Source organism: Vibrio sp. R78045, from assembly GCF_042466085.1.
GTDB lineage: Bacteria > Pseudomonadota > Gammaproteobacteria > Enterobacterales > Vibrionaceae > Vibrio > Vibrio cyclitrophicus.
The window spans coordinates 1,072,756-1,097,402 of sequence record NZ_JAXHBS010000008.1 but is presented as its reverse complement, the minus strand read 5'-3'; the positions used below and the strand labels follow the sequence as shown (position 1 = coordinate 1,097,402).

At 44.6% G+C, this 24,647-nt stretch carries 17 protein-coding genes and 4 tRNA genes; 9 read left to right on the top strand and 12 right to left on the bottom strand.

What is annotated here, in order from left to right; genetic code table 11:
* Positions 1-123 precede the first annotated feature (123 nt).
* Positions 124-2,811, bottom strand: coding sequence for a DNA gyrase subunit A (gene gyrA, locus SJY39_RS07425; RefSeq protein WP_010438123.1), 2,688 nt, complete (start codon positions 2,809-2,811; stop codon positions 124-126).
* Positions 2,812-3,069: 258 nt separating this feature from the next.
* On the opposite strand from gyrA, the gene ubiG reads away from it, so the two are divergent.
* The 4 genes from ubiG to yfaE all read left to right on the top strand — a co-directional run bounded on the left by ubiG (position 3,070) and on the right by yfaE (position 8,119).
* Positions 3,070-3,813, top strand: a complete 744-nt coding sequence (gene ubiG, locus SJY39_RS07420) for a bifunctional 2-polyprenyl-6-hydroxyphenol methylase/3-demethylubiquinol 3-O-methyltransferase UbiG (protein WP_016769292.1) — start codon at positions 3,070-3,072, stop codon at positions 3,811-3,813.
* Positions 3,814-4,321: 508 nt separating this feature from the next.
* Complete coding sequence (gene nrdA, locus SJY39_RS07415) at positions 4,322-6,604, top strand: class 1a ribonucleoside-diphosphate reductase subunit alpha (RefSeq protein WP_016769293.1); 2,283 nt, start codon at positions 4,322-4,324, stop codon at positions 6,602-6,604.
* Between the two features lie 103 nt (positions 6,605-6,707).
* Complete coding sequence (nrdB, locus tag SJY39_RS07410) at positions 6,708-7,841, top strand: class Ia ribonucleoside-diphosphate reductase subunit beta (RefSeq protein WP_004733365.1); 1,134 nt, start codon at positions 6,708-6,710, stop codon at positions 7,839-7,841.
* The gene (yfaE, locus tag SJY39_RS07405) at positions 7,841-8,119 is read left to right on the top strand and encodes a class I ribonucleotide reductase maintenance protein YfaE (protein WP_010438115.1); all 279 of its coding nucleotides are present in this window, start codon (positions 7,841-7,843) and stop codon (positions 8,117-8,119) included. Before nrdB ends, yfaE begins: the two co-directional genes overlap by 1 nt.
* 172 nt (positions 8,120-8,291) lie before the next feature.
* Here the strand turns inward: yfaE and napF are convergent, their stop codons facing one another.
* Together napF and SJY39_RS07395 are read right to left on the bottom strand one after the other, a co-directional pair.
* Positions 8,292-8,807, bottom strand: a complete 516-nt coding sequence (gene napF / locus SJY39_RS07400) for a ferredoxin-type protein NapF (RefSeq protein ID WP_016792957.1) — start codon at positions 8,805-8,807, stop codon at positions 8,292-8,294.
* Positions 8,807-9,373 carry a molecular chaperone TorD family protein gene (locus tag SJY39_RS07395; protein ID WP_010438111.1) on the bottom strand — a complete coding sequence of 189 codons (567 nt, stop codon included), beginning with the start codon at positions 9,371-9,373 and terminating at the stop codon, positions 8,807-8,809. The genes napF and SJY39_RS07395 overlap by 1 nt, the downstream gene beginning before the upstream one ends.
* 198 nt (positions 9,374-9,571) lie before the next feature.
* Here SJY39_RS07395 and SJY39_RS07390 point away from each other — a divergent pair, with 198 nt between their 5' ends.
* From SJY39_RS07390 to SJY39_RS07380, 3 genes are read left to right on the top strand one after another with little or no spacing between them, the layout of a single operon-like run.
* Entirely contained in the window at positions 9,572-12,010 is a 2,439-nt protein-coding gene (locus tag SJY39_RS07390) for a DmsA/YnfE/YnfF family dimethyl sulfoxide reductase (protein WP_016792958.1), read from the top strand.
* An 11-nt stretch (positions 12,011-12,021) separates the two neighbouring features.
* On the top strand, positions 12,022-12,642 hold the full coding sequence (locus tag SJY39_RS07385) for a DMSO/selenate family reductase complex B subunit (protein WP_004733360.1): 621 nt from the start codon (positions 12,022-12,024) through the stop codon (positions 12,640-12,642).
* A gap of 1 nt (position 12,643) precedes the next feature.
* Complete coding sequence (locus tag SJY39_RS07380) at positions 12,644-13,489, top strand: DmsC/YnfH family molybdoenzyme membrane anchor subunit (protein ID WP_016769296.1); 846 nt, start codon at positions 12,644-12,646, stop codon at positions 13,487-13,489.
* 161 nt (positions 13,490-13,650) lie between these two features.
* Here the strand turns inward: SJY39_RS07380 and SJY39_RS07375 are convergent, their stop codons facing one another.
* The gene (locus tag SJY39_RS07375; RefSeq protein ID WP_016789264.1) at positions 13,651-14,889 is read right to left on the bottom strand and encodes a CinA family nicotinamide mononucleotide deamidase-related protein; all 1,239 of its coding nucleotides are present in this window, start codon (positions 14,887-14,889) and stop codon (positions 13,651-13,653) included.
* Positions 14,890-15,099: 210 nt separating this feature from the next.
* Here SJY39_RS07375 and SJY39_RS07370 point away from each other — a divergent pair, with 210 nt between their 5' ends.
* Both SJY39_RS07370 and SJY39_RS07365 read left to right on the top strand, forming a co-directional pair.
* Positions 15,100-16,008 carry a DUF3943 domain-containing protein gene (locus tag SJY39_RS07370; RefSeq protein ID WP_010438089.1) on the top strand — a complete coding sequence of 303 codons (909 nt, stop codon included), beginning with the start codon at positions 15,100-15,102 and terminating at the stop codon, positions 16,006-16,008.
* A gap of 274 nt (positions 16,009-16,282) precedes the next feature.
* Entirely contained in the window at positions 16,283-16,795 is a 513-nt protein-coding gene (locus SJY39_RS07365; RefSeq protein WP_010438087.1) for a glycine cleavage system protein R, read from the top strand.
* Positions 16,796-16,898: 103 nt separating this feature from the next.
* On the opposite strand, the gene nspC is transcribed toward SJY39_RS07365, so the two are convergent.
* The 8 genes from nspC to pgsA form a co-directional block, all read right to left on the bottom strand.
* Positions 16,899-18,032, bottom strand: coding sequence for a carboxynorspermidine decarboxylase (gene nspC, locus SJY39_RS07360; protein WP_010438084.1), 1,134 nt, complete (start codon positions 18,030-18,032; stop codon positions 16,899-16,901).
* 210 nt (positions 18,033-18,242) lie between these two features.
* Positions 18,243-19,493 carry a carboxynorspermidine synthase gene (locus tag SJY39_RS07355; RefSeq protein ID WP_010438082.1) on the bottom strand — a complete coding sequence of 417 codons (1,251 nt, stop codon included), beginning with the start codon at positions 19,491-19,493 and terminating at the stop codon, positions 18,243-18,245.
* Positions 19,494-19,501: 8 nt separating this feature from the next.
* Positions 19,502-22,453: a pyridoxal phosphate-dependent class III aminotransferase gene (locus SJY39_RS07350; RefSeq protein ID WP_016769300.1), complete on the bottom strand. Its 2,952-nt coding sequence runs from the start codon at positions 22,451-22,453 to the stop codon at positions 19,502-19,504.
* Between the two features lie 887 nt (positions 22,454-23,340).
* Positions 23,341-23,416 (bottom strand) — tRNA-Gly (locus SJY39_RS07345).
* Positions 23,417-23,452: 36 nt separating this feature from the next.
* A tRNA-Leu gene (locus SJY39_RS07340) sits at positions 23,453-23,539 on the bottom strand.
* 80 nt (positions 23,540-23,619) lie between these two features.
* A tRNA-Gly gene (locus tag SJY39_RS07335) sits at positions 23,620-23,695 on the bottom strand.
* Positions 23,696-23,732: 37 nt separating this feature from the next.
* Positions 23,733-23,806, bottom strand: a tRNA-Cys gene (locus SJY39_RS07330).
* Positions 23,807-24,072: 266 nt separating this feature from the next.
* Positions 24,073-24,630, bottom strand: a complete 558-nt coding sequence (gene pgsA, locus SJY39_RS07325; RefSeq protein WP_010438068.1) for a CDP-diacylglycerol--glycerol-3-phosphate 3-phosphatidyltransferase — start codon at positions 24,628-24,630, stop codon at positions 24,073-24,075.
* Between the last annotated feature and the right edge of the window lie 17 nt (positions 24,631-24,647).

The following is a 24,647-nucleotide window of genomic DNA, read 5'->3' as shown; positions in this document are numbered from 1 at the left end:
GGTTAAGGTCTGCTCTAAGACCTAAACGAACTGATAAGAAAAATGAAATGACAGGTAATAAAAAACCGAGCACTTAGGCTCGGTTTTTTCATTGGTACTCTTAATTACTTAGTGTAATCGAGATTACTCAGTATCTTGCTCGCTATCACTCTCAGAGTCAGAAGCATCGGATGCTTGCTCTTCATTTGATTCAGAAACGACCTTTCCTTCTGCATTAACTGTTTCTGCGTTTACTGCGTCAGCATTTGCTTCTTCAGTTTCTTCGCCTTCAACAATCTCAGCTTCTTCTACTTCGTCGATACGTTGTAGACCTACAACATTCTCATCTTCAGCAGTACGGATCAGTGTTACACCTTGAGTGTTACGACCAACTTGGCTGACTTCCGCCACGCGAGTACGTACTAGTGTACCTGCGTCGGTGATCATCATCATTTCATCGCCTTCTTCAACCTGAACAGCACCAACTACTGGGCCATTACGATCAGAGACTTTGATAGATACTACACCTTGCGTTGCACGGCCTTTCGTTGGGTATTCAGCCAACTCAGTACGCTTACCGTAACCGTTTTGAGTCACAGTTAGGATATCGCCTTCATTTGAAGGAACAATCAGTGAAACCACTTGATCGTCTTCTGGAAGCTTCATACCACGAACACCAGATGCAGTACGACCCATTGGACGTACTTTGTCCTCGTTAAAGCGAACAACTTTGCCCGATTTAGAGAACAGCATGATGTCGCTATTACCATCAGTAATATCAACGCCAATCAGTGAATCATCGTCACGTAGGTTAACTGCGATTAGGCCGTTAGCACGTACGTTTGCGAATTGATCCAGTGATGTCTTCTTAACTGTACCGTCGCCTGTTGCCATGAAGATGAATTTCTCGTTAGAGAACTCAGAGACAGGCAGGATAGCCGTAATACGCTCACCTTCTTCTAGAGGAAGAATGTTAACGATAGGCTTACCACGAGCGGTGCGGCTTGCTTGAGGCAGTTGGTAAACTTTCAGGCGGTACGTCTTACCACGAGTAGAGAAACATAAGATGTTATCGTGAGTATTAGCAACAAGCAGACGCTCAATGTAATCCTCATCTTTCATCTTAGTTGCACTCTTACCTTTACCACCACGACGCTGAGCTTCGTAGTCGCTTAGAATTTGGTACTTAACATAACCTGCGTTAGAAAGCGTTACTACAACGTCTTCTTGAGCAATCAGCTCTTCCATGTCGATGTCATGAACCGCTGCTGTGATTTCTGTACGACGAGCGTCGCCATAGATTTCACGTACCGCTTCAAGTTCTTCACGGATAACTTCCATCAAACGCTCAGTACTTGCAAGAATGTGCATTAGCTCAGCGATTTCTTCTAGAAGCGCTTTGTACTCGTCTAGAATCTTCTCATGTTCAAGGCCAGTTAAGCGATGAAGACGAAGCTCTAGAATAGCTTGTGCTTGTGTTTCCGTTAGGAAGTATTGGCCATCGCGGATGCCGTATTGATCTTCCAACCAATCAGGACGAGCCGCATCAGTACCTGCACGTTCAAGCATTGCTGCAACGTTACCAAGTTCCCAACCGCGAGCTACTAAACCAGCTTTTGCTTCAGCAGGCGTTGGAGCGTTACGGATAAGCTCGATGATTTCGTCAATGTTAGCAAGTGCTAGAGACAATGCTTCAAGGATGTGTGCACGGTCGCGCGCTTTCTTCAGTTCAAAGATAGTACGACGAGTCACAACTTCGCGACGGTGGTCTACGAAGCACTTAAGCATGTCTTTGATGTTGAACAACTGTGGTTGACCATTGTTCAGCGCAACCATGTTGATACCGAAAGTTGTTTGCAGTTGAGTTTGTGAGTAAAGGTTGTTCAATACAACTTCACCGACAGCGTCACGCTTACATTCAATAACAATACGCATACCATCTTTATCAGATTCGTCACGTAGAGCACTGATGCCTTCAACTTTCTTATCTTTAACCAGTTCAGCAATCTTCTCGATCAGGCGAGCTTTGTTTACTTGGTAAGGAATCTCAGTAACGATAATGGTTTCTTTACCATTTTTCTCTACTTCAATATTCGCTTTTGAACGCATGTAAACTTTACCGCGGCCAGTTTTATAAGCATCTACGATGCCTTTACGACCACTGATAAGTGCTGCTGTCGGGAAGTCAGGACCAGGGATATAGTCCATTAGCTCATCAATAGTAATATCTTCATTATTGATAAATGCTAAACAGCCATCAACAACTTCACCAAGGTTATGTGGTGGGATGTTGGTAGCCATACCTACTGCGATACCAGAAGCACCGTTTACCAATAGGTTAGGAATTTTTGTAGGAAGTACTGCTGGAATTTGTTCTGTACCATCGTAGTTCGGTACGTAGTCCACAGTTTCCTTATCAAGGTCAGCCAGGAGCTCGTGAGCAATTTTCGCCATACGAACTTCGGTATAACGCATTGCAGCCGCGGAGTCGCCATCGATAGAACCAAAGTTACCTTGGCCATCAACTAGCATGTAACGCAGTGAGAACGGTTGAGCCATACGAACAATAGTATCGTATACAGCACTATCACCATGCGGGTGGTATTTACCGATTACATCACCTACTACACGAGCAGACTTTTTATATGGTTTGTTCCAATCATTACCCAGTACATTCATCGCGAACAAAACGCGGCGGTGTACAGGTTTTAGGCCATCACGCACATCTGGAAGGGCACGACCAACGATGACGGACATCGCGTAGTCTAGGTATGAACCTCTAAGCTCATCTTCAATATTTACGGGCGTGATCTCTTTCGCTAGATCGCTCATAGAGCCATTTTCCCTCTATAGTCAGATCGTATTTTTGAATACGTATAAGACCGAAAAATATAACACAAATTTACCTACGGAGGCATCACTTTCCCTCTCCTTTTACCATCTTGTGACCCTTGTAGCCAATCAATTGATGAGAAATTGCACCTCCGCATCATATCTCGCTGAAACATGGTCACTTTACACCCAATAAGTTCGCAAAATTGTAGATCTTCTGGTCAAGGCGAAAAGGCAAGTTATAATGCCTGCAATTTCATGGATGCCGTATTTAACTTGGAAATGCCGATTATGACTAAATCACAGAATGTAGACCCAGCAGAAATCAAGAAATTTGAAGACATGGCGTCACGCTGGTGGGATCTAGAAGGCGAATTTAAGCCTCTACATCAAATCAACCCACTACGCCTAAACTACGTGCTAGAAAAAACTGAAGGTTTGTTTGGTAAGAAAGTGCTCGATGTTGGTTGCGGTGGTGGCATTTTAGCGGAAAGTATGGCAATCGAAGGTGCTGTAGTGACAGGGCTAGACATGGGCAAAGAACCACTTGAAGTGGCACGCTTGCACGCACTAGAAACTGGCACCAAGCTCGATTACATCCAAAGTACCATTGAAGACCACGCAGAAGAGAATCCACAAACTTACGACGTGGTCACTTGCATGGAAATGCTAGAGCACGTGCCTGATCCACAATCAGTGATCACCGCATGTTCAAAATTGGTCAAACCGGATGGCCACGTTTTCTTCTCTACGTTGAACCGCAATTTTAAATCTTACTTGTTTGCGATTGTTGGTGCAGAGAAGCTACTAAAGATAGTTCCTGAAGGCACTCACGAGCATGACAAGTTCATTCGCCCAGCTGAACTTATCAAGATGATTGATAATACATCTCTACAAGAACTCGGCATCACTGGGCTGCACTATAATCCACTGACAGACACTTACCGATTAGGTCGCAGTGTTGAAGTCAATTACATCGTGCATACGCAAAATTTCGCTTAAAAAATATCAGCTATCCTACCGTAAAATTTTTTCTAAAAAAGACTAATGAAAAAGGTTGCAATTAACATAAGTTTGCGACTTTTTTCAGTCTAAATTTCGTGCGCTAGCTTCCATTTTGACCACCTAGATTTAAATTTAATCGCCTAAAATCCATCGCCCATTTTGCTCAAAGATCAAGGGATTTTTTTTTATAGGCGTGCAAAAATAAAGCATCATTAAAAGCCGACTTTTATACAATCAAGTCTCATCTATCTTCATCAGTTAGTGGTCACTTACAGTTTTTTTTCAATCCACCACTTATCCACAAGCAACCCAATTTCTTTACCTTGAAAAAGTTCGGTTGTAGCACTATCTTGTAACCCAACAAACAAATGACCCCTATATGTTGTGTTTGAACTACAATATATGGGTAGACCAAGATCACAAAGCCGACACGTAATTTACAAAAATTACACAGAAATACACAAAAACACGGCCTTGTTCAGTTTTGTTAGGGAAATTAAGCAGAATGAACCAACAACTTACTGTTACCAAGCGTAACGGGCGCAAAGAAACCATCGATCTAGAGAAGATTCACCGCGTGATCACATGGGCAGCTGAAGGCTTGCACAATGTTTCTGTATCACAAGTAGAATTGAAAGCTCACATTCAGTTTTACGACGGCATCACCACGACTGACATTCATGAAACTATCATCAAGTCAGCAGCGGATTTAATCTCTGAAGAGACTCCTGATTACCAATATCTAGCAGCACGTCTGTCAGTATTCCACCTACGTAAAAAAGCGTATGGCGAATACGAGCCACCTGCGCTTTATGACCACGTTTCAAAACTGGTCGATATGGGTAAATATGACAGCCACCTAATGCAAGATTACACGAAAGCTGAGTTTGAAGAGCTAGACCAGTACATCGACCATAAGCGTGACTTAGACTTCTCTTACGCGGCAGTTAAGCAGCTTGAAGGTAAATACTTCGTGCAAAACCGTGTAACAAAAGAAATCTACGAGAGTGCTCAGTTTCTTTACATCCTAGTGGCTGCGTGTCTATTCGCTAAATACCCTAAATCGACTCGTCTTGACTACATCAAACGTTTTTACGACGCATCGTCTACGTTTAAGATTTCTCTACCTACACCGATCATGTCTGGTGTACGTACGCCTACGCGTCAATTCAGCTCTTGTGTACTGATCGAATGTGGTGACAGCCTTGATTCAATCAACGCAACAGCAAGCTCAATTGTTCGTTACGTATCTCAACGTGCTGGTATTGGTATCAACGCAGGTCGTATCCGTGCGCTGGGTTCTGAAATCCGTAATGGTGAAGCGTTCCACACTGGCTGTATCCCTTTCTACAAATACTTCCAAACAGCAGTAAAATGTTGTTCACAAGGTGGTGTTCGTGGCGGTGCGGCAACGGTATTCTACCCACTATGGCATGGTGAAGTTCAGTCTCTATTAGTACTGAAAAACAACCGCGGCGTTGAAGAGAACCGTGTTCGTCACATGGACTACGGCGTACAGCTGAACAAACTCATGTACTCTCGTCTTGTTCAAGGTGGCAACATCAGCCTGTTCTCACCTTCTGACGTACCTGGCCTTTACGATGCGTTCTTCGAAAACCAAGACCGTTTTGAAGAACTATATGTTAAGTACGAAAACGATCCTTCAGTGAAGCGTGAAACGGTTAAAGCCGTTGAGCTGTTCTCTCTGCTAATGCAAGAGCGAGCTTCGACTGGTCGTATCTACATTCAGAACGTTGACCACTGTAATACACACAGCCCGTTTGATTCTGAAGTGGCTCCTGTTCGTCAGTCGAACCTATGTCTAGAAATCGCGCTACCAACTAAGCCACTTTCTAACGTAGAAGATGACGAAGGTGAAATTGCACTATGTACGCTTTCAGCGTTTAACCTAGGCGCAATCAACGAGCTAGACGACCTTGCTGAGCTTTCTGAACTGGTTGTTCGTGCACTTGATGCATTGCTTGATTACCAAGACTACCCACTTCCAGCAGCACGCAAGTCGACAATGAACCGTCGTACTCTAGGTGTGGGTGTCATCAACTACGCATACTACCTAGCGAAAAACGGCGTGAAGTACTCTGATGGCAGCGCAAACAGTCTGACTCACCGTACTTTTGAAGCAATTCAATACCACTTGTTAAAAGCGTCTGTTGAACTGGCGAAAGAACAAGGCCGTTGCCCATCTTTCCACGAGACCAACTACGCGAAAGGCCTACTGCCAATCGATACTTACAAGAAAGATATCGACTTAGTATGTGAAGAGCCACTGCACTACGATTGGGACACGCTACGCGAAGAGATCATGGAGCACGGTCTGCGTAACTCTACGCTAACAGCGCTTATGCCTTCTGAGACTTCGTCTCAAATCTCGAACGCAACTAACGGTATCGAGCCACCACGTGGTTACGTATCAGTGAAAGCATCGAAAGACGGCATCCTTAAGCAAGTGGTTCCTGACTTCTTAAATCTTAAAGAGAACTACGAGCTACTTTGGAACATTGGTTCGAACGATGGTTACCTGCACCTAGTGGGTATCATGCAAAAATTCGTTGACCAAGCTATCTCTGCAAACACTAACTATGATCCAAGTGTTTACGACAGCGGTAAAGTACCAATGAAGAAGCTGCTTCAAGACCTACTTACAGCGTACAAGTACGGTGTTAAGACGCTTTACTACCATAACACTCGTGATGGTGCTAAAGACGACCAAGGCGATGCAGTTCAAGTGCCGGAAGAAGATTGTGAAGGCGGCGGTTGTAAGATCTAAACCGCAATAAACATTAAGACCCCAGAGAAGAGTTATCTTCTCTGGGTTTAAAGCATTAACAGGGCCCGTTTTATTACGGGTCTTTAAAGGATTTGAGGCATTTATGGCTTACAGTACTTTTTCTCAGCAAAAAAATGACCAACTAAAAGAACCAATGTTCTTGGGTCAGTCGGTAAACGTTGCACGTTACGACCAACAAAAATTCGAAATCTTCGAAAAGTTGATCGAGAAGCAGCTTTCTTTCTTCTGGCGTCCAGAAGAAGTAGACGTATCTAGCGACCGTATCGACTACAACAAGCTTCCTGAGCATGAAAAGCACATTTTCATCTCTAACTTGAAGTACCAAACGCTTCTAGATTCTATCCAAGGCCGCAGCCCTAACGTTGCCCTACTTCCACTGGTATCTCTACCAGAAGTTGAAACTTGGATTGAGACTTGGTCTTTCTCTGAAACGATTCACTCTCGTTCTTACACACATATCATCCGTAACATCGTCAATGATCCAGGTGTAGTATTCGACGACATCGTTGAAAACGAAGAGATCCTGAAGCGTGCGAAAGACATCGCGTTTTACTACGATGATTTAATCAAGCTGACGGCTGACTACCACCGCTACGGCGAAGGCAACCACAACATTAACGGCGAAGACGTTAAGATTTCACTTCACGACCTGAAGAAGAAGCTTTACGTATGTCTAATGTCTGTAAACGCACTAGAAGCGATTCGTTTCTACGTGAGTTTTGCATGTTCATTCGCATTCGCTGAACGTGAGCTAATGGAAGGTAACGCGAAGATCATCAAGCTAATCGCTCGTGATGAAGCTCTTCACCTTACTGGTACACAGCACATGATTAACTTACTGCGTAATGGCCAAGATGACTTCGAATTCATGCAAATCGCTGAAGAGTGTAAGCAAGAGTGTTTCGACCTATTCAAAGAAGCAGCAGAGCAAGAAAAAGAGTGGGCAGAATACCTATTCAAAGATGGCTCTATGATTGGTCTGAACAAAGACATTCTTTGCCAATACGTTGAGTACATCACTAACATCCGTATGCAAGCGGTTGGTTTAGGTACTGCTTACCCAGAAGCAACGTCGAACCCAATCCCATGGATCAACGCATGGTTATCTTCAGATAACGTACAAGTTGCTCCACAAGAAGCTGAAATCAGTTCTTACCTAGTTGGTCAGATCGACAACGAAGTAAAAGCTGACGACTTTGAAGGATTCGAGCTGTAATGCCAACAATCAAAATCAACAAGCTGACTTCGATTGAATCTAACCCTTCAAACACTCTATTGGAAACAATGGAACAAGCTGGGTTAGAGCCAGAATACAACTGCCGAGATGGGCATTGTGGCGCTTGTCGTTGCACGTTGGATTCTGGGGAAGTCGAGTACGTTGGTTTTGCTATGGCTTACACGCAAGGTAATGAAATATTACCTTGTATCTGTAAAGCAAAGACTGAGCTATCGCTGAGTAACGTTATTCACAGAAACAAGCAAAAACGCGCATAAGCCAACTGGCTTTAGGTCGCTTTGTTCGAATATCGTCAATAAGAATTAAAAAGGGTCCGCTTCCTTTAGGAGTGCGGACCCTTTTCTGTTTATGTCTTTAGGTATCTGAAACAACTCGTCTATCACTCAACCAAAATCTTCCTGTTCGCTTGTGTCATACAAAACCAAACGTTTATTGCTGAGTCAGGTTAAGAGTCACAGAGCCAATATAACAAGCGCTTCGGCACTCTCCACAGCCGTTACACTTATCTTTGTCCACTGTAGGCAACTCTCCTACTTCAATGTGTATCACACCTGCTGAACACGCAGTTTTGCATGCTGAACAGTCCATTTGCATGTAATTATTGCAGCTATCAGCAAAGCTCGGCTTGAGGTCGATATAAGGCGTGACCGTTGGATGAAGTGCGCCAGTTAGGCACACTTCAGTGCATTTGTTACACATAGAACAACTGTTGTAATCCAAATTCAACAGCGCACTACCCTCTAGCGTCTCAATCACGCTATTCGGACACGCTTGCTCACACAGTCCACAACTGTCGCAAAGGCGCTCAAACAGCACCTCATCGACAGCCCTAGGTGGTCTAGCATGTAAGCGCTGTGATTTCTCTTCATAACTTGCAGCAGCTTTAACTGGCTTAGAGAGTCGAGTTAAGAAACCACGCCTATTCGAATTTATTTGCTCAGACATTAGTCGATATATAACTTTTTAGTGGCAACGTTTAAATTATATTCAGATGTTAATTGATTAAGCCAATTTATTACATCACTTGATAGCTTCTTATAAAATGATAAATCTGATGCTGTATTTAATTTATCTAAATAAGTAGAAGACCAAGGTAATAAGTGACACTCAAGCAATTCACGAGCTGAATTAATATTATTATTTTCTAACAAATACGCATGAGCGAATAACATTAAACCAAATTGATCTTCTGGCTCTCTTAAACCTGTATCCAATTCAATTTGGTTTAATTCTAGAAACTGTCGATATTCCACAGTCGATGCACCAAACACCACACGGTCTTTATCTAGGTACACAGACCCCCAAGGCGGAGCTGGCATGTCTCCCACACCTTCGAACAAGCGGCTGAACTCTGCTGCGAGCGCATCTTCATCTTCACTTCTCAATGCCTGCAAGCATTCTTCAGAGAGCACTTCGCTCTCAACCAAAGCTTCAACAATGGTGACCAACTGTTCTTTACTTGTCGCTTGATAAAATAGCGAACCCAATAATTTATGCGTATCGATAATCATTATTATTTATACCGTTATAGGTTTAAAGATAATTATATAAATAAGACGATTTAATTCTTTGATCTATTTTATACATTCGATTCATAAGATTTAAATTTCGCTCTTATTTGATGCCAATCAATCAACAATCCAAAATAAAAAAATAAAGAACAAACTACCTATAAAGTACTAGCCATCAATAGCAAAAGGCATCTTAGAATGACGAATAAGAAAGAATCTGGGGTAATGAACCTTACTCGAAGAGGCTTCATGAAAGCTTCTTCTGCAGTAGGTAGTGCAGCCGCACTTGCGGGCGGTATCGCTTTACCTTTCAAATCCAAACCAGTAGCGGCTGCGGTTGCTGAGAATGTGGATGAGAAAATCGTATGGAGTGCATGTACAGTAAACTGCGGCTCTCGCTGTCCACTACGTATGCATGTACAAAACGGTGAAATCAAATACGTAGAAACAGATAACACGGGTACTGACGAATACGGTCATCACCAAGTGCGTGCATGTCTACGTGGTCGCTCTATGCGCCGCCGTGTTTACAACCCAGATCGCCTGAAATACCCAATGAAACGTGTGGGTAAACGTGGTGAAGGTAAGTTTAAGCGTATTAGCTGGGAAGAGGCTTTTGATGAAGTCGCTGGCACTATGCAACGCCTTATCAAAGATTACGGTAACGACACTATCTACCTAAACTACGGCACAGGTACGCTTGGTGGTACGGTAACTAAGTCTTGGCCACCAGCACAAACGCTGATTGCGCGTCTAATGAACCTAAGTGGTGGTTACCTAAACCATTACGGTGACTACTCAACAGCGCAAATCGCGAAAGGCTTGAGCTACACCTACGGTGGTTGGGCAAACAACAACTCTTTCTCTGACTTAGAGAACACTAAGCTTAACATCCAATTTGGTAACAATCCTGCTGAGACTCGCATGTCTGGCGGCGGTCTGATCCACCACTACATAGAAAGCAAAAACAAATCAAACGCAAGAACGATCATCATCGATCCACGCTACACCGATACTGCCGGTGGCCGTGAAGATCAGTGGATCCCAATTCGTCCTTCTACGGATGCTGCATTGGTAGCCGGTCTTGCACACGTGATGATCACTGAAGACCTCGTAGACCAACCGTTCCTAGACAAATACTGTGTCGGTTATGATGAGAAGACCCTTCCTGTATCAGCACCTAAAAACAGTGACTACAAATCTTATATCTTAGGTTTAGGTGAAGATGGCGTAGAGAAGACACCAGAGTGGGCTTCTAAAATCACAGGCATTCCGGTTGATACTATCGTTAAACTAGGCCGTGAAATGGGCACAGCGAAACCATGTGCCATCCACCAAGGTTGGGGCCTGCAACGTACTGCGAACGGTGAACTAGCTTGTCGTGCAATCGCGATGCTATCGCTACTCACCGGTTCTGTGGGTGTATCAGGCGGTTCAACAGGCGCTCGTGAAAGTGACATCAACATTCCGTTTGTTCGCTTCCCTACTGTGCCAAACCCAGTTGAAACGTCAATTTCAATGTTCATGTGGACTGACGCAATTCACCGTCACCACGAGATGACAGACATCACTGATGGTGTTCGCGGTGCTGAGCGCCTTAAGAACCCAATCAAGATGATCTGGAACTACGCAGGTAACTGCATCATCAACCAACACTCAGACATCAACAAGACACACGCGATTCTTCAAGATGAAAGTGCTTGTGAAATGATCGTTGTGGTTGATAACCATATGACTTCTTCTGCGAAATACGCCGACATCATCCTGCCTGACTTAACGACATCAGAGCAAGACGACTGGTGTATGGATGGTAAAGCATCGAATATGCCTTACTTCATCTACGCACAGAAAGCGATTGAGCCTCAGTTCGAAGCAAAATCTATCTACGAGATGTGTACGCAACTTGCTAAACGCATGGGCGTAGAAAAAGAGTTCACAGAAGGCCGTACTCAAGAGCAATGGATTGAGCACCTTTACGCAGAAACTCGTAAGAACGATCCAACACTGCCAACCTTCGAAGAGATGAAAGAGCTGGGTATCTACAAACGTAGCTACGACCACCACTACATCGCTTACGAAGATTTCCGTAAAGATCCTGAAGCGAACCCACTGACCACACCAAGTGGCAAAATTGAGATCTACTCAGAGCAACTGGCTGATATCGCGAAGACTTGGAAGCTGAAAGAAGACGAAGTGATTCACCCACTTCCGATTTACGCGGATTCGTTTGAAGGTCATAACGATCCACTAGCAGAGAAGTACCCACTTCAGCTAACCGGTTTCCACTACAAGGCTCGTACTCACTCGACTTACGGCAACGTTGCAGAAATCAAAGCAGCAGCACCGCAAGAGTTATGGATCAACCCAATCGATGCAAAAGAGCGTGGTATCGAAAACGGCGACATGGTGAGTATTTTCAACGACCGTGGCGAAGTACACATTCCAGCGAAAGTGACACCAAGGATTCTTCCTCGAGTTGTCGCACTAGGCGAAGGTGCATGGTACGCACCGGATGGTCAGAAGATCGACCATGCAGGCTCCATCAACGTGCTGACGACTCAGCGCCCGAGCCCACTTGCTAAGGGTAACCCTCAGCATACAAACCTAGTTCAAATCAAAGCGCTAAACAAAGCATAAGGTAGGTTGGAATGAAACAATACGGCTTTTACATTGATTCAAGTAAATGCACGGGTTGTAAAACCTGTCAGCTTGCTTGTAAAGATTATAACGATCTAGACATCAAAACGAACTACCGTCGCGTATACGAATACGCAGGTGGTGGCTTCACTCAAGATGGTGATACTTGGGTTCAGAAAGATGTCTTTTCTTACTACCTATCTATCGCTTGTAACCACTGTACTAACCCAGCGTGTGTGAAAGTGTGTCCTTCGGGCGCGATGCACAAACGTGATGAAGACGGTTTGGTTGTGGTTGATGAGAGCGTATGTATTGGTTGTCAGCACTGTAGTAATGCATGCCCTTACGGCGCACCACAATACAATGCGAAGAAAGGTCACATGACCAAATGCGACGGTTGTTACCAACGTGTTTCTGAAGGCAAACAGCCTATCTGTGTTGAGTCTTGCCCACTTCGTGCATTGGAGTTTGGCGAAATCAATACACTTCGCGAGAAGTACGGCTCTGGTGCGGATGTGGCTCCACTGCCATCTTCAACCGAAACGCTACCGAACATCGTGATTAAGCTGAACAAAAACGCGAAGCCGACTGGCGATACCAGTGGTCACCTAGCAAACCCGAAGGAGGTTTAAGATGATTTTTCATGAGTGGTCTTTAATCTTCTTTACGGTGCTGGCTCAAACAGCAGTGGGTGGTTACTTATTGATTGGCGCACGTGCACTGGTACTGGGTCATGACGAAGAGAAGCTGAACAGCTACAAGGTTCCAATGTTCATTCTATGGGCACTAATGGGTCTTGGCTTCATGTTCTCGACAACGCACCTTGGCTCTCCACTGCGCGCGTTTAACGCTTTTAATCAGCTCGGTTCGGCTTGGTTGTCTAACGAAGTGTTCTTCGGTGCGGCATTCTTCGCTGTCGGTGGCCTGCAATGGCTATTGTCTGTGGTTAAGAAAGGTGGCGTAGCTATCCAGAAAGCACTGATGGTTGGCGCGATGGTACTGGGTGTTATCTTCATGTATGCGATGATCAACGTATACATGATCAACACCGTACCCACGTGGGACAACATCTATACACCACTGAGCTTCATCATGACGATGGTTGTGGGTGGTTTGTTGCTATCTCAGTTCGTTCTTGTGTTCGCAAACGACAGCCACTTTACGGTTGACCGTAACATCACCATGTTGGCTGTAATTACTGTTGCGATAAGCTTACTTGTGACAGTAGGCAAACTGAACCTAATCGGTGACATCCAAACTTCAGCAGCAAAAGCATCTGAGTTGGTTGACGGTTTAGGCAGCTATGTGATTCTTCAAGTTGCATTACTGATGGCAAGCTTACTGATTTGGATTCTACCTATGCTGAACAAAGCAAAAGTGAATCCAGTAAACCTAAGCCTAGCATTGGTACTGTTCTTAGCTTCTGAGTTAATCGGCCGTGGTTTGTTCTACAGCCTACACATGACAAGCGGTTTGTAATCGAGTTCTTACAGACATGAGTTACGTGTAAACATCGCTGCTGGTTTGGTTATCTAGAAGGCTAGATAAACTAAAGGCCCAACACCTATTTAGATGTTGGGCCTTTTTATTTCGTTTTTCCTAGCATTTCCAGTACAGGCTCCGTGAGTTCGCCTAAATGCTTACTTAATAATAGTCGCCGGAATAAACATGTCTTTCAATCGCTTAACTGAAGAGTATGTGCCGAACATCGGTTTGTTATCTAGATGCCTTCTCAACATATCGGCGGCAACGGTCTTAATCACGTTGCGTTGATCTTCACGCGAGTACTGGCGATAAAATTCAAGCACCTGACCCCATTCGCCTGCTTCAGTCGACAATGCAACGCTGAATGTATTGCCTTCCAGCTTACCAGTCACCAAAGCCAATTCAGTTCCGCATTTCTCTCTTGTTGCTCCAGCCAGAGCAAAGGTTGCGGCTAACGGATCGCTCTTTTCAAGTTCGCTCTCTTTTGGCTCAGCCATCACCCACGAATGTCCAAAGCAATCTTCAACCTGCTCATTCAATTGCAGCCACGCTGACAGTGCGCCTTTGGTCGACACTTCAGACACAGATAGCGTCTTCTTTTTTTCCGCCATGATGTGGCCAATATGGTCAATCATCGGCTCGTCAACACTGACTACGTTACTTTCTAATAGTTTGTAAACCATCTGCATTAACTTAACGCGAGTTTCTAAACCAGATTTTGGCCCAAACAGCTTCACCTCAATAAATGGCAGATAAGAGCGGTAACCTAGCTCATAGCCTTCAGGAAGCTTCAGTTGGTCTAACACATCAGAGATACCGGACTCAGATAAACCAAACGTAAACAGCCTGCTGCATTCAGAAGCAACCACTTGAGGGTATGTACGCGATAAATCAGGAAGAATCTCAAACGTCACCATGCGTTTGAATTCACTCGGGACACCCGGCGTGAAATAGAAAGTCGCATCGTTGATTTTAAGTTTGAAACCACACGCAGTACCAACTGGGTTATCGACAATCTCTGAGCTAGCAGGAAGCAGTGCCTGCTTAAGATTACTGTCAGGCATTGGCATACCACGTCCAGAGAACATCTCTTCCATACGAGCAAGCCATTCAGGGAACATGACGAGTTTCTGCTCGGAAGCAGTAGCTGCCGCTGCAGCACTCATGTCATCGGTTGTCGGCCCTAGGCCACCATTAACGATAACCACATCATAGTTAAAGCTCAGCATCAGCAGTTCTTCAACAAGAGCATTCATTTGATCACCCACGGTTGAGCGCTTAGCAAGAGCAAAACCATGCTGATAAAACTCAGCAGACATCCAAGCTGCGTTTGTATCTACAATGTCTCCATGAAGAACTTCTTCACCTGTGCTTAACATTGCGATTTTCGTCATATTTCTATCCCTTGTTGTCATAAAAAGACACTGCATTATTTACAAACTGGTCTATGGTTGAATTTGGAACAATTCGCCTTTTCACTAATATTAATCATGTTAAACCTAAGGTTTTCTTAGGAAAAGCGATAAATTATTAGTTCCCTAAATCAGGCATTTAATAGATAATTGTGACCCTGATCAATTCCAAACTTTCTCATGGAGACCCTTGTGGCCAAATCACCGTTACTAGCAAAGGTTACTGCTGCATTTTCAATGCTAATGTCAGTTAACTCGGTTGCAAGCCAATACGACTTCGACCAGCCAATCAACCTTTCTTACTCGGATGAATGTGCTCAAGATTACTGTTTTAATGACAACTTGTACACCTACAAGCCTAGTACCAATTACGCACTGAGCGAACCAAGTGACGAGTACGACTTCTCAATCCAACAACCAAAACATTTGTTGGTGAGCCAGGAGAAAGATTGGGATTACCTAATGGGTCAAACCTACACTATTCTTGGCTTAAGTGTCGCGACAGTAGGTCTAATGACTCTTCTCCCTGAAAGTATCACTAAGTGGGATGATGACCAACGTGATATCAGTTCGTTAGGTAAAAAGTGGAAAGATAACGTTTCTGATGGCCCAGTATGGGACCGTGATGAGCACTTCTTAAATTACGTGATGCACCCGTATTTCGGTGGGGTTTACTACACCGCGGCTCGCCACGCGGGTTACGATGAATTTGAGTCTTTCCTATACTCTTGGACCATGTCGACATTTTTCTGGGAATACGGCGTAGAAGCATTCGCGGAAGTACCTTCCTGGCAAGATCTCTTCATCACGCCATTCTTCGGTGCCGTTGTCGGTGAAATGATGCTAGAAGCAGAACAAGACATCGTTGCTTCAGGTGGCGAAGTGATGGGCTCTCAAACCATGGGGGATGTGTCTCTATTCTTCCTAAACCCTGTTGGCCATATCCATTACTGGGTAAGTGATGCATGGGGCGGTGACGCAGAAGTGAACCTGAATACTAACCCTTGGTGGGATAACCAAGACGCAGCGCGATTTGCCTACGACGCAGGCGCACCATACGATTCTCAATTTGTTGGTATGAACTTTAAAGTCACGTTCTAAACCAGCCTCCACGTGACTTGCTAAGCCGTTTACTCGTTGCTTGCTAAGCTTCTGAATCACAAATAACAGCGACAACTCTTTCAAAAAGCGGCTCTCTAGCCGCTTTTTTTGTGCCCTACTCTTCATTCTCTTTTTTTGTATCACAGCTTAGTTTCAAAAATTGACGTAGGTCAAACATTGTTCGATGTAAACTTCTACACTGAAATTAAAGAACTTTATCGCATGATATCAAACATTTAATTAGTAACGATTAATTGAGACTTTGGGGGCTGATATGAACAGTACATTTATCGTAAACTTTATTGGAAAGGCATCACCAGCAACAATCAAACAACTTGCTGCGGTTACTCACGAAAACGACGGGAAATGGCTCATCAGTAAAGTGAACTTTATTGAAGACCAAGTCGCAGGCGTACTCAAGGTTCAACTTCCAGCCATCAACGAATCAATTGTCAAAGAAGCTTTCAGCGCCAATACTGACTTGATCGTGCAGTTTGTTGATTCAGACCATACTCATAACGCACAAGATACAATACATCACCTACGACTCGACTCGAACGACCGAGCAGGTATCGTCAACGAAGTAACACATGTATTGGATAGACAAGGGATCAGCATTCTCGATATGGATTGCCACCGAGTCTTCATCGCTGGCGGCGGTGGTGTTAGCTCAAGTTTGTTCACTTCCAAGATCGCCGTTAAGCTACCAATAGAAGTTTTGATTGATGACGTAGTGAATGAACTCGAAACACTCAGTGAAGATACTCGAGTGATGATTGAGAGCTAACAGATAGCGCTTAACTTCTATCTTTTCACTGGTAACATTTATCTAAAAACAAAAAAGAGCAGCTCATCGGCCGCTCTTTTTATCGTTCTAATGCAATGTTTGGTTACTTAACCGACCATTGTGACAATGAACGTTTAAAGTCTTCATAGCCAAACTCATTCAACTTTTGAACTTCGCCACCGCTACGCTCGCAGTAGATTGACGGCATTTTTAGGCCATTGAACCAGTTCAGTTTCACCATGGTGTAACCCGCGCTGTCTAGCAGGTGCAGCTTTTGACCAATCTTAAGTGGCTCATCAAAGCTTGCTTCACAGAACTGATCGCCCGCAAGACATGAACACGAACCAATTACATAGTCATGGCTACCATTTTCTGAAGCTTCCAATACCGATGCCGGTTCATTGTAGATAAGCGTATCAAGGCGATGCGCTTCGGTTGCCGAGTCGACAATTGCCGTTTTCTTCACGTTCTCTACGATATCAACTACTGTCACGACCAGATCCGTCGTTTTAGTAATGATCGCTTCACCCGGTTCAAGGTACATCTGCACGCCGTGCTTTTCAGAAAAGGCTTTTAGTGCAAGGCCCAACTTCTCGATGTCATAACCCGGCCATGTGAAGAACACACCTCCGCCCATGCTCACCCAATCCAACTTATCGAGGTGATCGCCAAACTGCTCTGAGATTGAATCAAGCAGGCCGATAAATGCATCGACGTCTTTGTTCTCGCAGTTCATGTGGAACATCGCGCCATTAATCTCGTCGAAGATCTCAGGCTTAATGTGATCAGCCTGAACACCTAAACGAGAGAATTGACGCGCCGGATTTGCTAAGTCTTGTCCTGCGTAACTTACGCCCGGATTTAGACGTAAACCCAGCGACGCTTTACCTTCAACAATATGGCGGTAAGCTTCGAATTGGCTTTGTGAGTTGAAAATCATCTTGTCGCAAATATCCGCAACTTCTCTCACGTCATCTTCGCTGTAACCCACACTGTAAGCATGCGTCTCACCACCAAAGGTTTCGTGACCAAGTTTCACTTCGTATGGGCCAGAGCTTGTCGTGCCATCGAGGTAAGGTTTGATGATGTCAAACACACCCCATGTCGAAAAACACTTCAGTGCCAATACCAACTTCACACCTGAAATCTCTTTCAGCTGCTTAGCTATCTCTAAATTTGCAATCAACTTGTCTTCGTTGATCATGAAGTATGGGGTTTTTAGTTCGTTGTTTTGCATGTTAATACCTTGCGGCCCTCGAGTTCACGAAGGCACATGATAATCGAACAAAGCCGACGCAACAGCATCGGCTTGTATTTGTACGTTCTTGTCATTCTGAAAACTTTGGATTGAATACGCAGAACTTTACCCTTGTAGCTAGGACATCGCGCGAAGTTTACGAATGTAAATAAGCACGATGGACAACGCAACGAGGGCAAAGAGCCAGAATTACTTCAAAGTATGGATCAGAGGTAAACCAGCTGCAGGCTCTAGCTCTTGGACATGCCAATCTAGACCGATCTCAGGCATCGTTGCTAGAAACGGGTCTGGGTTTAGCTGTTCCATGTTGAACACACCTTTATCAGCCCATTCGCCACGGAAGAACTGAAGTGCAGCCGTAATCGCTGGAACACCTGTTGTGTAAGAGATCGCTTGGTGCTCTACGTCTTCGTAAGCCACTTCGTGGTCTGCGTTATTGTAGATGAATACGCTGCGCTCTTTACCGTCTTTCTTACCTTGAACCCAAGTACCGATACACGTTAAGCCCGTGTAACCCGGAGCCAAAGATGTTGGGTCTGGTAGTAGTGCTTTAAGAACATGCAAAGGCTGAACCACAGTACCATCGTGCAGTGTTAGCGGATCTGGGCTAAGAAGACCGATATCACGCATGCAGTTGAAGTAGTTCAAGTATGCATCACCAAAGCCCATCCAGAATTCGATACGCTTAGCTGGGATGAACTCTTTCATTGAACGAACTTCATCATGCGCCATTGAGTAAACTTTGTGAGAACCACAGTTCGGGAATTCAAATTCAAGCATACGAGAGTGACAAGGTACTTGTTTCCACTCTTCATTTTCCCAGTAGAAAGAATCGCCTTGGATCTCAAGCATGTTGGTTTCTGGGTCAAAGTTTGTCGCAAACTTCTTGCCGTGATCGCCAGCATTCACGTCCATCACGTCAATTGAGTCAATCTCATCGAACAAGTGCTTAACCGCGTACGCTGCAAAGATTGATACCACACCTGGATCAAAACCAGCACCAAGAATACCTGTGATGCCCGCTTCAGCGAACTTCTCACGGTAGCCCCACTGCCAATCGTAAGCTTGTGGTACTTGTTGACCTTCAGAACATAGGTCAACCGCTACCGATGTATCTAGGTAAGATACTTTAGATTGGTAACACGCTTCCATGATCGCCATGTTTACCCAAGGAGGACCAGCGTTGATAACTAGATCAGGCTTAACTTCTTTAATCAAAGCAACAAGCGCATCAACATCGTCAGCGTCTACTGAACGTGCTTCTAGCTTCTTAGTTAAATCTTTAAGGTTGTTTTTACCTTTAATCGATTCGATGATTTTTTCACATTTCGCGATTGTGCGCGAAGCGATTGTGATATCACCCAGTACTTCGTTATTTTGTGCTGCTTTATGTGCAACAACCCAACCAACGCCGCCTGCACCAATTTGTAGAATAGCCATAGTATTAATTACCCTTGTTGTTCTGCTAGCTCAGTGGCTAGAGTCTGAATTTTGTTAATTAGAGATTTGAAATCTGATGTTTTTAAGCACGGGTTCAAGATAGTAAATTTCAGCGCGCTTTTACCATCGACGACCGTTTCGCCAAGAACGGCAACGCCACGAGTCAGCGCCTCCAGTCTTAACGTCTGATTCAGTTTGTCTAAATCAAGAACGCCGTTTGCCGATTGCTCATTGCTAGGCACCGAGCGGAACAGCACAGTAGACAGTGACGGCTCAGCAAGTAACTCAAAATCGTCATGCTTCTGAATCAGATCGGCAACTTGAAGCGTCTGCTCTAAGAGATGGTCGTACATATCGCCCAATTGCTTTGGCCCAACGCTTTGCATCGTCATGAAAACTTTCAGTGCATCGAAACGCTTGGTGGTAGCAATGGATTTATCGACCAGATTCGGCAGCTCATCGTGCTCACGATTCAAGTAATCTGCGTGATGCAGTAAGTACTTAAAGTTCGCTTTGTCTTTGAGCAGCACCGCACCACAGCTGATTGTTTGGAAGAACAACTTGTGGAAATCAACGCTGACAGAGTCCGCTTTTTCGATGCCTTTTAGACGAGCTTTATGACTACTTAAGATAAGCGCGCCACCATAAGCACTGTCGACATGGAACCAAAGATCTTGTTGGTTAGCGATATCAGCTATCGCTTCCAGGTCATCAATCGCACCATGATCGGTTGTGCCCGCCGTGCCAACCACAGCAAAAGGAATCAGACCTTGTGCTTTAAGTGCTTTCACTTCTGCATCTAGCAAGTCAGCTTTGATGGTGCCGTTTGCATTGGTATCGACACAGCACACTGCAGCTTCGCCTAATCCCATTAATGATGCGGATTTTTGAACCGTGAAGTGAGATTTCTTTGAACATAGGATACGCAGTTTGCTCGCGTACTCAGGTAACCCCAACTTTTGAATCGAGTGACCGTCGTGCTTATCGGCAACCCAGTCTCTTGCTAGCAACAAGCCCATTAAGTTACTTTGCGTACCGCCGCTGGTGAAAACACCGTCAGCTTGTGCACCAAGTTGGTATTTGTCACACATCCAATCCACGACGCGCTGCTCAACATAAGTCGCAGCCGATGCTTGGTCCCATGAATCCATCGATTGATTCAACGCCGCGATAATCGATTCAGCGGCTACCGAAGCCATAAGAGGTGGAGTGTGAAGGTGTGCAATACAGTCTGGGTGTTGCACAAAGATAGAGTTTGCAGCGACAAGGTCTGCAGTGCTATCTACAACATCAACCAAAGCGTATTGGTTGTTATCGAGATCGACAGCATTGATGGCGGCTTCTAGCACTTTTGGATCTAAACCCGAATAAGGGCTTTCAACCTGTTCAAAAACGGCTTTCATCGCTTGAGTAGTTTGGTTCATCACGCTAGCAAATTCGTCGCTACCGCCTAAACCCGTCTGGATGAAATGCTTGTTCCATTCCTGATTTGATTCTTCGCTTTGTGTTTGGTCTTGTCGTAAACCACCACCCGCTGCGATGATCGCTTCTTCCATGACGCGCAATGCAAAGTCGATCTGCTCAAAAGAGATAATCATAGGTGGAAGGAAACGAATTACCGAACCATCACGACCACCCTTTTCAACCATCAAGCCGCGCTCTAATGCTGCTCGTTGAATAGCTAGGGTTAATTGGCCGTCTGATTGCGGCTCGCCAAATTTGTTGAGTTCGCCGTTTGGTTGCTTGATCTCAGCACCAAGCATCAGGCCTTTACCACGAACTTCAGCAATACAGTTCACACGCGATTGAATCTTCTCAAGCCCATGACGTAAGTATTGGCCTGCGATGTTTGCGTGCTCAACTAAACCATCTCGCTCGATGATTTCCAACGCCTTAGCGCCAGACACCATTGCTAACTGATTTCCACGGAATGTGCCGGTGTGTTCACCAGCTTTCCAAGTATCGATACTCTTATCGAATACAAGCAACGACATCGGCAGTCCGCCGCCAATCGCTTTAGACAAACATAAGATATCAGGATTAATACCTGACTCTTCAAACGCAAAGCGATGACCCGTTTTACCCACACCACACTGAATTTCATCAAAGATCAGTAAGATGCCGTGTTCATCACAGATACGACGTAGACCTTGTAACCAAGATGCTGGAGCAGGGATCACACCGCCCTCACCTTGTACAGGCTCAACGATCATCGCAGCTGGTTTCATGATGCCGGATTCATCATCATTCAACATACGTTCGATGTAACGAATGCTCGCGTTAGCACCTGCTTCACCACCAATACCAAACGGACAGCGCAGGTTGTATGGGAAAGGCATAAAGTGCACATCAGACATCAAGCCGCTACGACGCTCTTTAGTGCCGAGGTTGCCCATCATGCCCATAGTGCCGTTTGTCATGCCATGGTAAGCACCACGGAAAGCAAACATGGTGTTACGACCTGTGGTTTGCTTCGCTAGCTTGATAGCCGCTTCTACAGCATCAGCGCCTGATGGACCACAGAATTGAAGAACCGAGTTATCTGAAAAGTCTTGAGGAAGAAAAGCTTTAACTCGCTTGATAAACGTCTCTTTCGCTTGAGTCGTGATATCAAGAGTCTGGTATGGCAAACCTGAGTCAAGTTGGTCTTTAAGTGCTTGGTTAATTTCAGGGTGGTTGTAACCCAAAGAAAGTGTACCTGCACCGGCTAAGCAATCGAGAAATAGTTGGCCACGAGTATCTTCAACTAAAACGCCACATGCTCTTTTAATTGCAATTGGCAAGCGTCTTGGGTAAGAGCGAACATCCGATTCATGCTGTTCTTGCTCAAGCAAAATAGCGTCGGGTGTTAGATCGTGCGTTCCTTCTAAGATAGGAACCATAGTTGAAAATGAGTTTGCGATACTGTTGATATCGACTTCAAAGGCTGTAGTCATAAAAGTCCCCTTGAATGTGTTCATACTCACCTCCATCAGACGCAATTACACTCTGTCCCTCTATTGATTTAGAGAGAATTCATAGTGAAACACGCGTATTGTCTAGAAATGAGATATAGCTGTACGCTCGCATAAGTCAAATGACAAATACGAAATTAGGCCGTCTTAGGACAGCAAAAATTGGTTAGCGCGAGCTCAAGGTTCAGTAATACTACTGTTTTGAAGAATTGGGCATTTTTGCAGGATCGGGCAGCTATGAGGAGCTGGCCCCTTTGGAAATGCAGAGCTGATTAGCAATGTAGTTTTAAATGAGTTCAATGTTGGGTTTCCCATTAACATGACGAATTGCGCCATAAGTATCCCGTCTATCAGCTAAAGGACTAGCCAATACCTACCCTACGTAATGTCCCAATCAGCAAGAATGGTCATTACGCGTATCCCCCAGAAGCGATCGCTGCTCTTTTTGAACATCGGTCATTCCGAGATTGCGCGGGAAAGTAACATAAAGTGAAATGAACGATCAATAGTTTTTAATAATAGCTTGATAAATAACAACGGTGATTGAGGAATTGATGTAAATATCGTCAACACTATCGTTTAAGAAAGAGATTCCCGATTCATTGGTTCCTCATGCCCGAGGAGGATGACGAGAATATACAAATGCTAGTACGGTGACTTTAAAGCTGCTAGAGAGGCTTTGAGGTCTGGGCGTCACTCCCTAGAGCGAGAAACGAGTTCATAGAGAATCTCGCTTTTTAAAACTAACTTGTCTAAACAAACTTGATTGCGAAATTTTGAAGTAGAGTTAGAAATAGGTATGAATTTTGAGTTCGAACAACAAGAGTTCTTAAACGTAAAGCTAAACGCCAGAAACCAAAAAGCCCGAACATTTCTGTTCGGGCTTTTTAATTTGGAGCGATACATCGGGTTCGAACCGATGACCTCAACCTTGGCAAGGTTGCGCTCTACCAACTGAGCTAGTATCGCATTTGCTACATCCGTTAAGACGTAGACTTTAATAGATGGTGCCCCGGGCCGGACTTGAACCGGCACAGCGCGAACGCCGAGGGATTTTAAATCCCTTGTGTCTACCAATTCCACCACCAGGGCACGCAATTCTTTATTGCGATGCCGATTACTGAAAAGTAAAACACCATCTTAATGCTGACGCCAATCAACATTACAAATTTTGGAGCGATACATCGGGTTCGAACCGATGACCTCAACCTTGGCAAGGTTGCGCTCTACCAACTGAGCTAGTATCGCATTTTCATTCATGTTCTTTCTAGTAAGAAAGAGAGAATGGAGGCGCCTCCCGGAGTCGAACCGAGGTCCACGGATTTGCAATCCGCTGCATAGCCACTCTGCCAAGGCGCCTTAGTAACTCCAACCGAATCGCTTATTGCCATCCTCTTGGGTACGGGATGCATTCTACGGATTCAGACGATTGAGTCAATATTATTTTTGTATTTTTAATTCGTTTGAATAGATTTCATACGAAACAGCCTAAATAGCTGACTTTATGTGCAAAGCACGCTGTGAACAGGCTCTTCAAAGGAGATCTATATCACATTAGATATCCACTATTGATCACTTAAACTTAGGTTAAAGATCAAAAAAGCGAGCCTCAGCTCGCTTCTTCATCAATGGTGTTTTTCATCCAACAAATCGTCTTTGGCAGCCATCAAGTATTGTGCCATTGACCAGTAAGTAAGAACAGTTGCCACATAAAGTGCAATGTAACCCACCCATACCATCCAATCATCATAGCGCCAGATAAGCACCCAAAGGGCGAACATTTGAGAAACGGTTTTTACTTTTCCAACCCAAGATACCGCAACACTTGCGCGTTTACCGATTTCAGCCATCCATTCACGAAGTGCCGAAATGATAATTTCACGAGCTATCATAGTCACTGCTGGAATAGTTATCCAAATCGAGTGGAAATGCTCAGTAATCAAGATAAGAGCCGTAGCAACCAGTACTTTGTCGGCTACAGGATCAATGAATGCGCCGAAACGAGAAGTTTGTCCAAGTTTACGAGCTAGCATGCCATCTAGCCAATCTGTAAAACCCGCTACCCAAAAAACCATCGCTGCAGCAAAAGGAGCCCATTGATAAGGTAGGTAAAAAACGACAACGAATACTGGGATCAAAAATAGTCTCAGTAAGGACAAAATGTTAGGTATATTCAAACGCATATTATTGGGCTCTTATT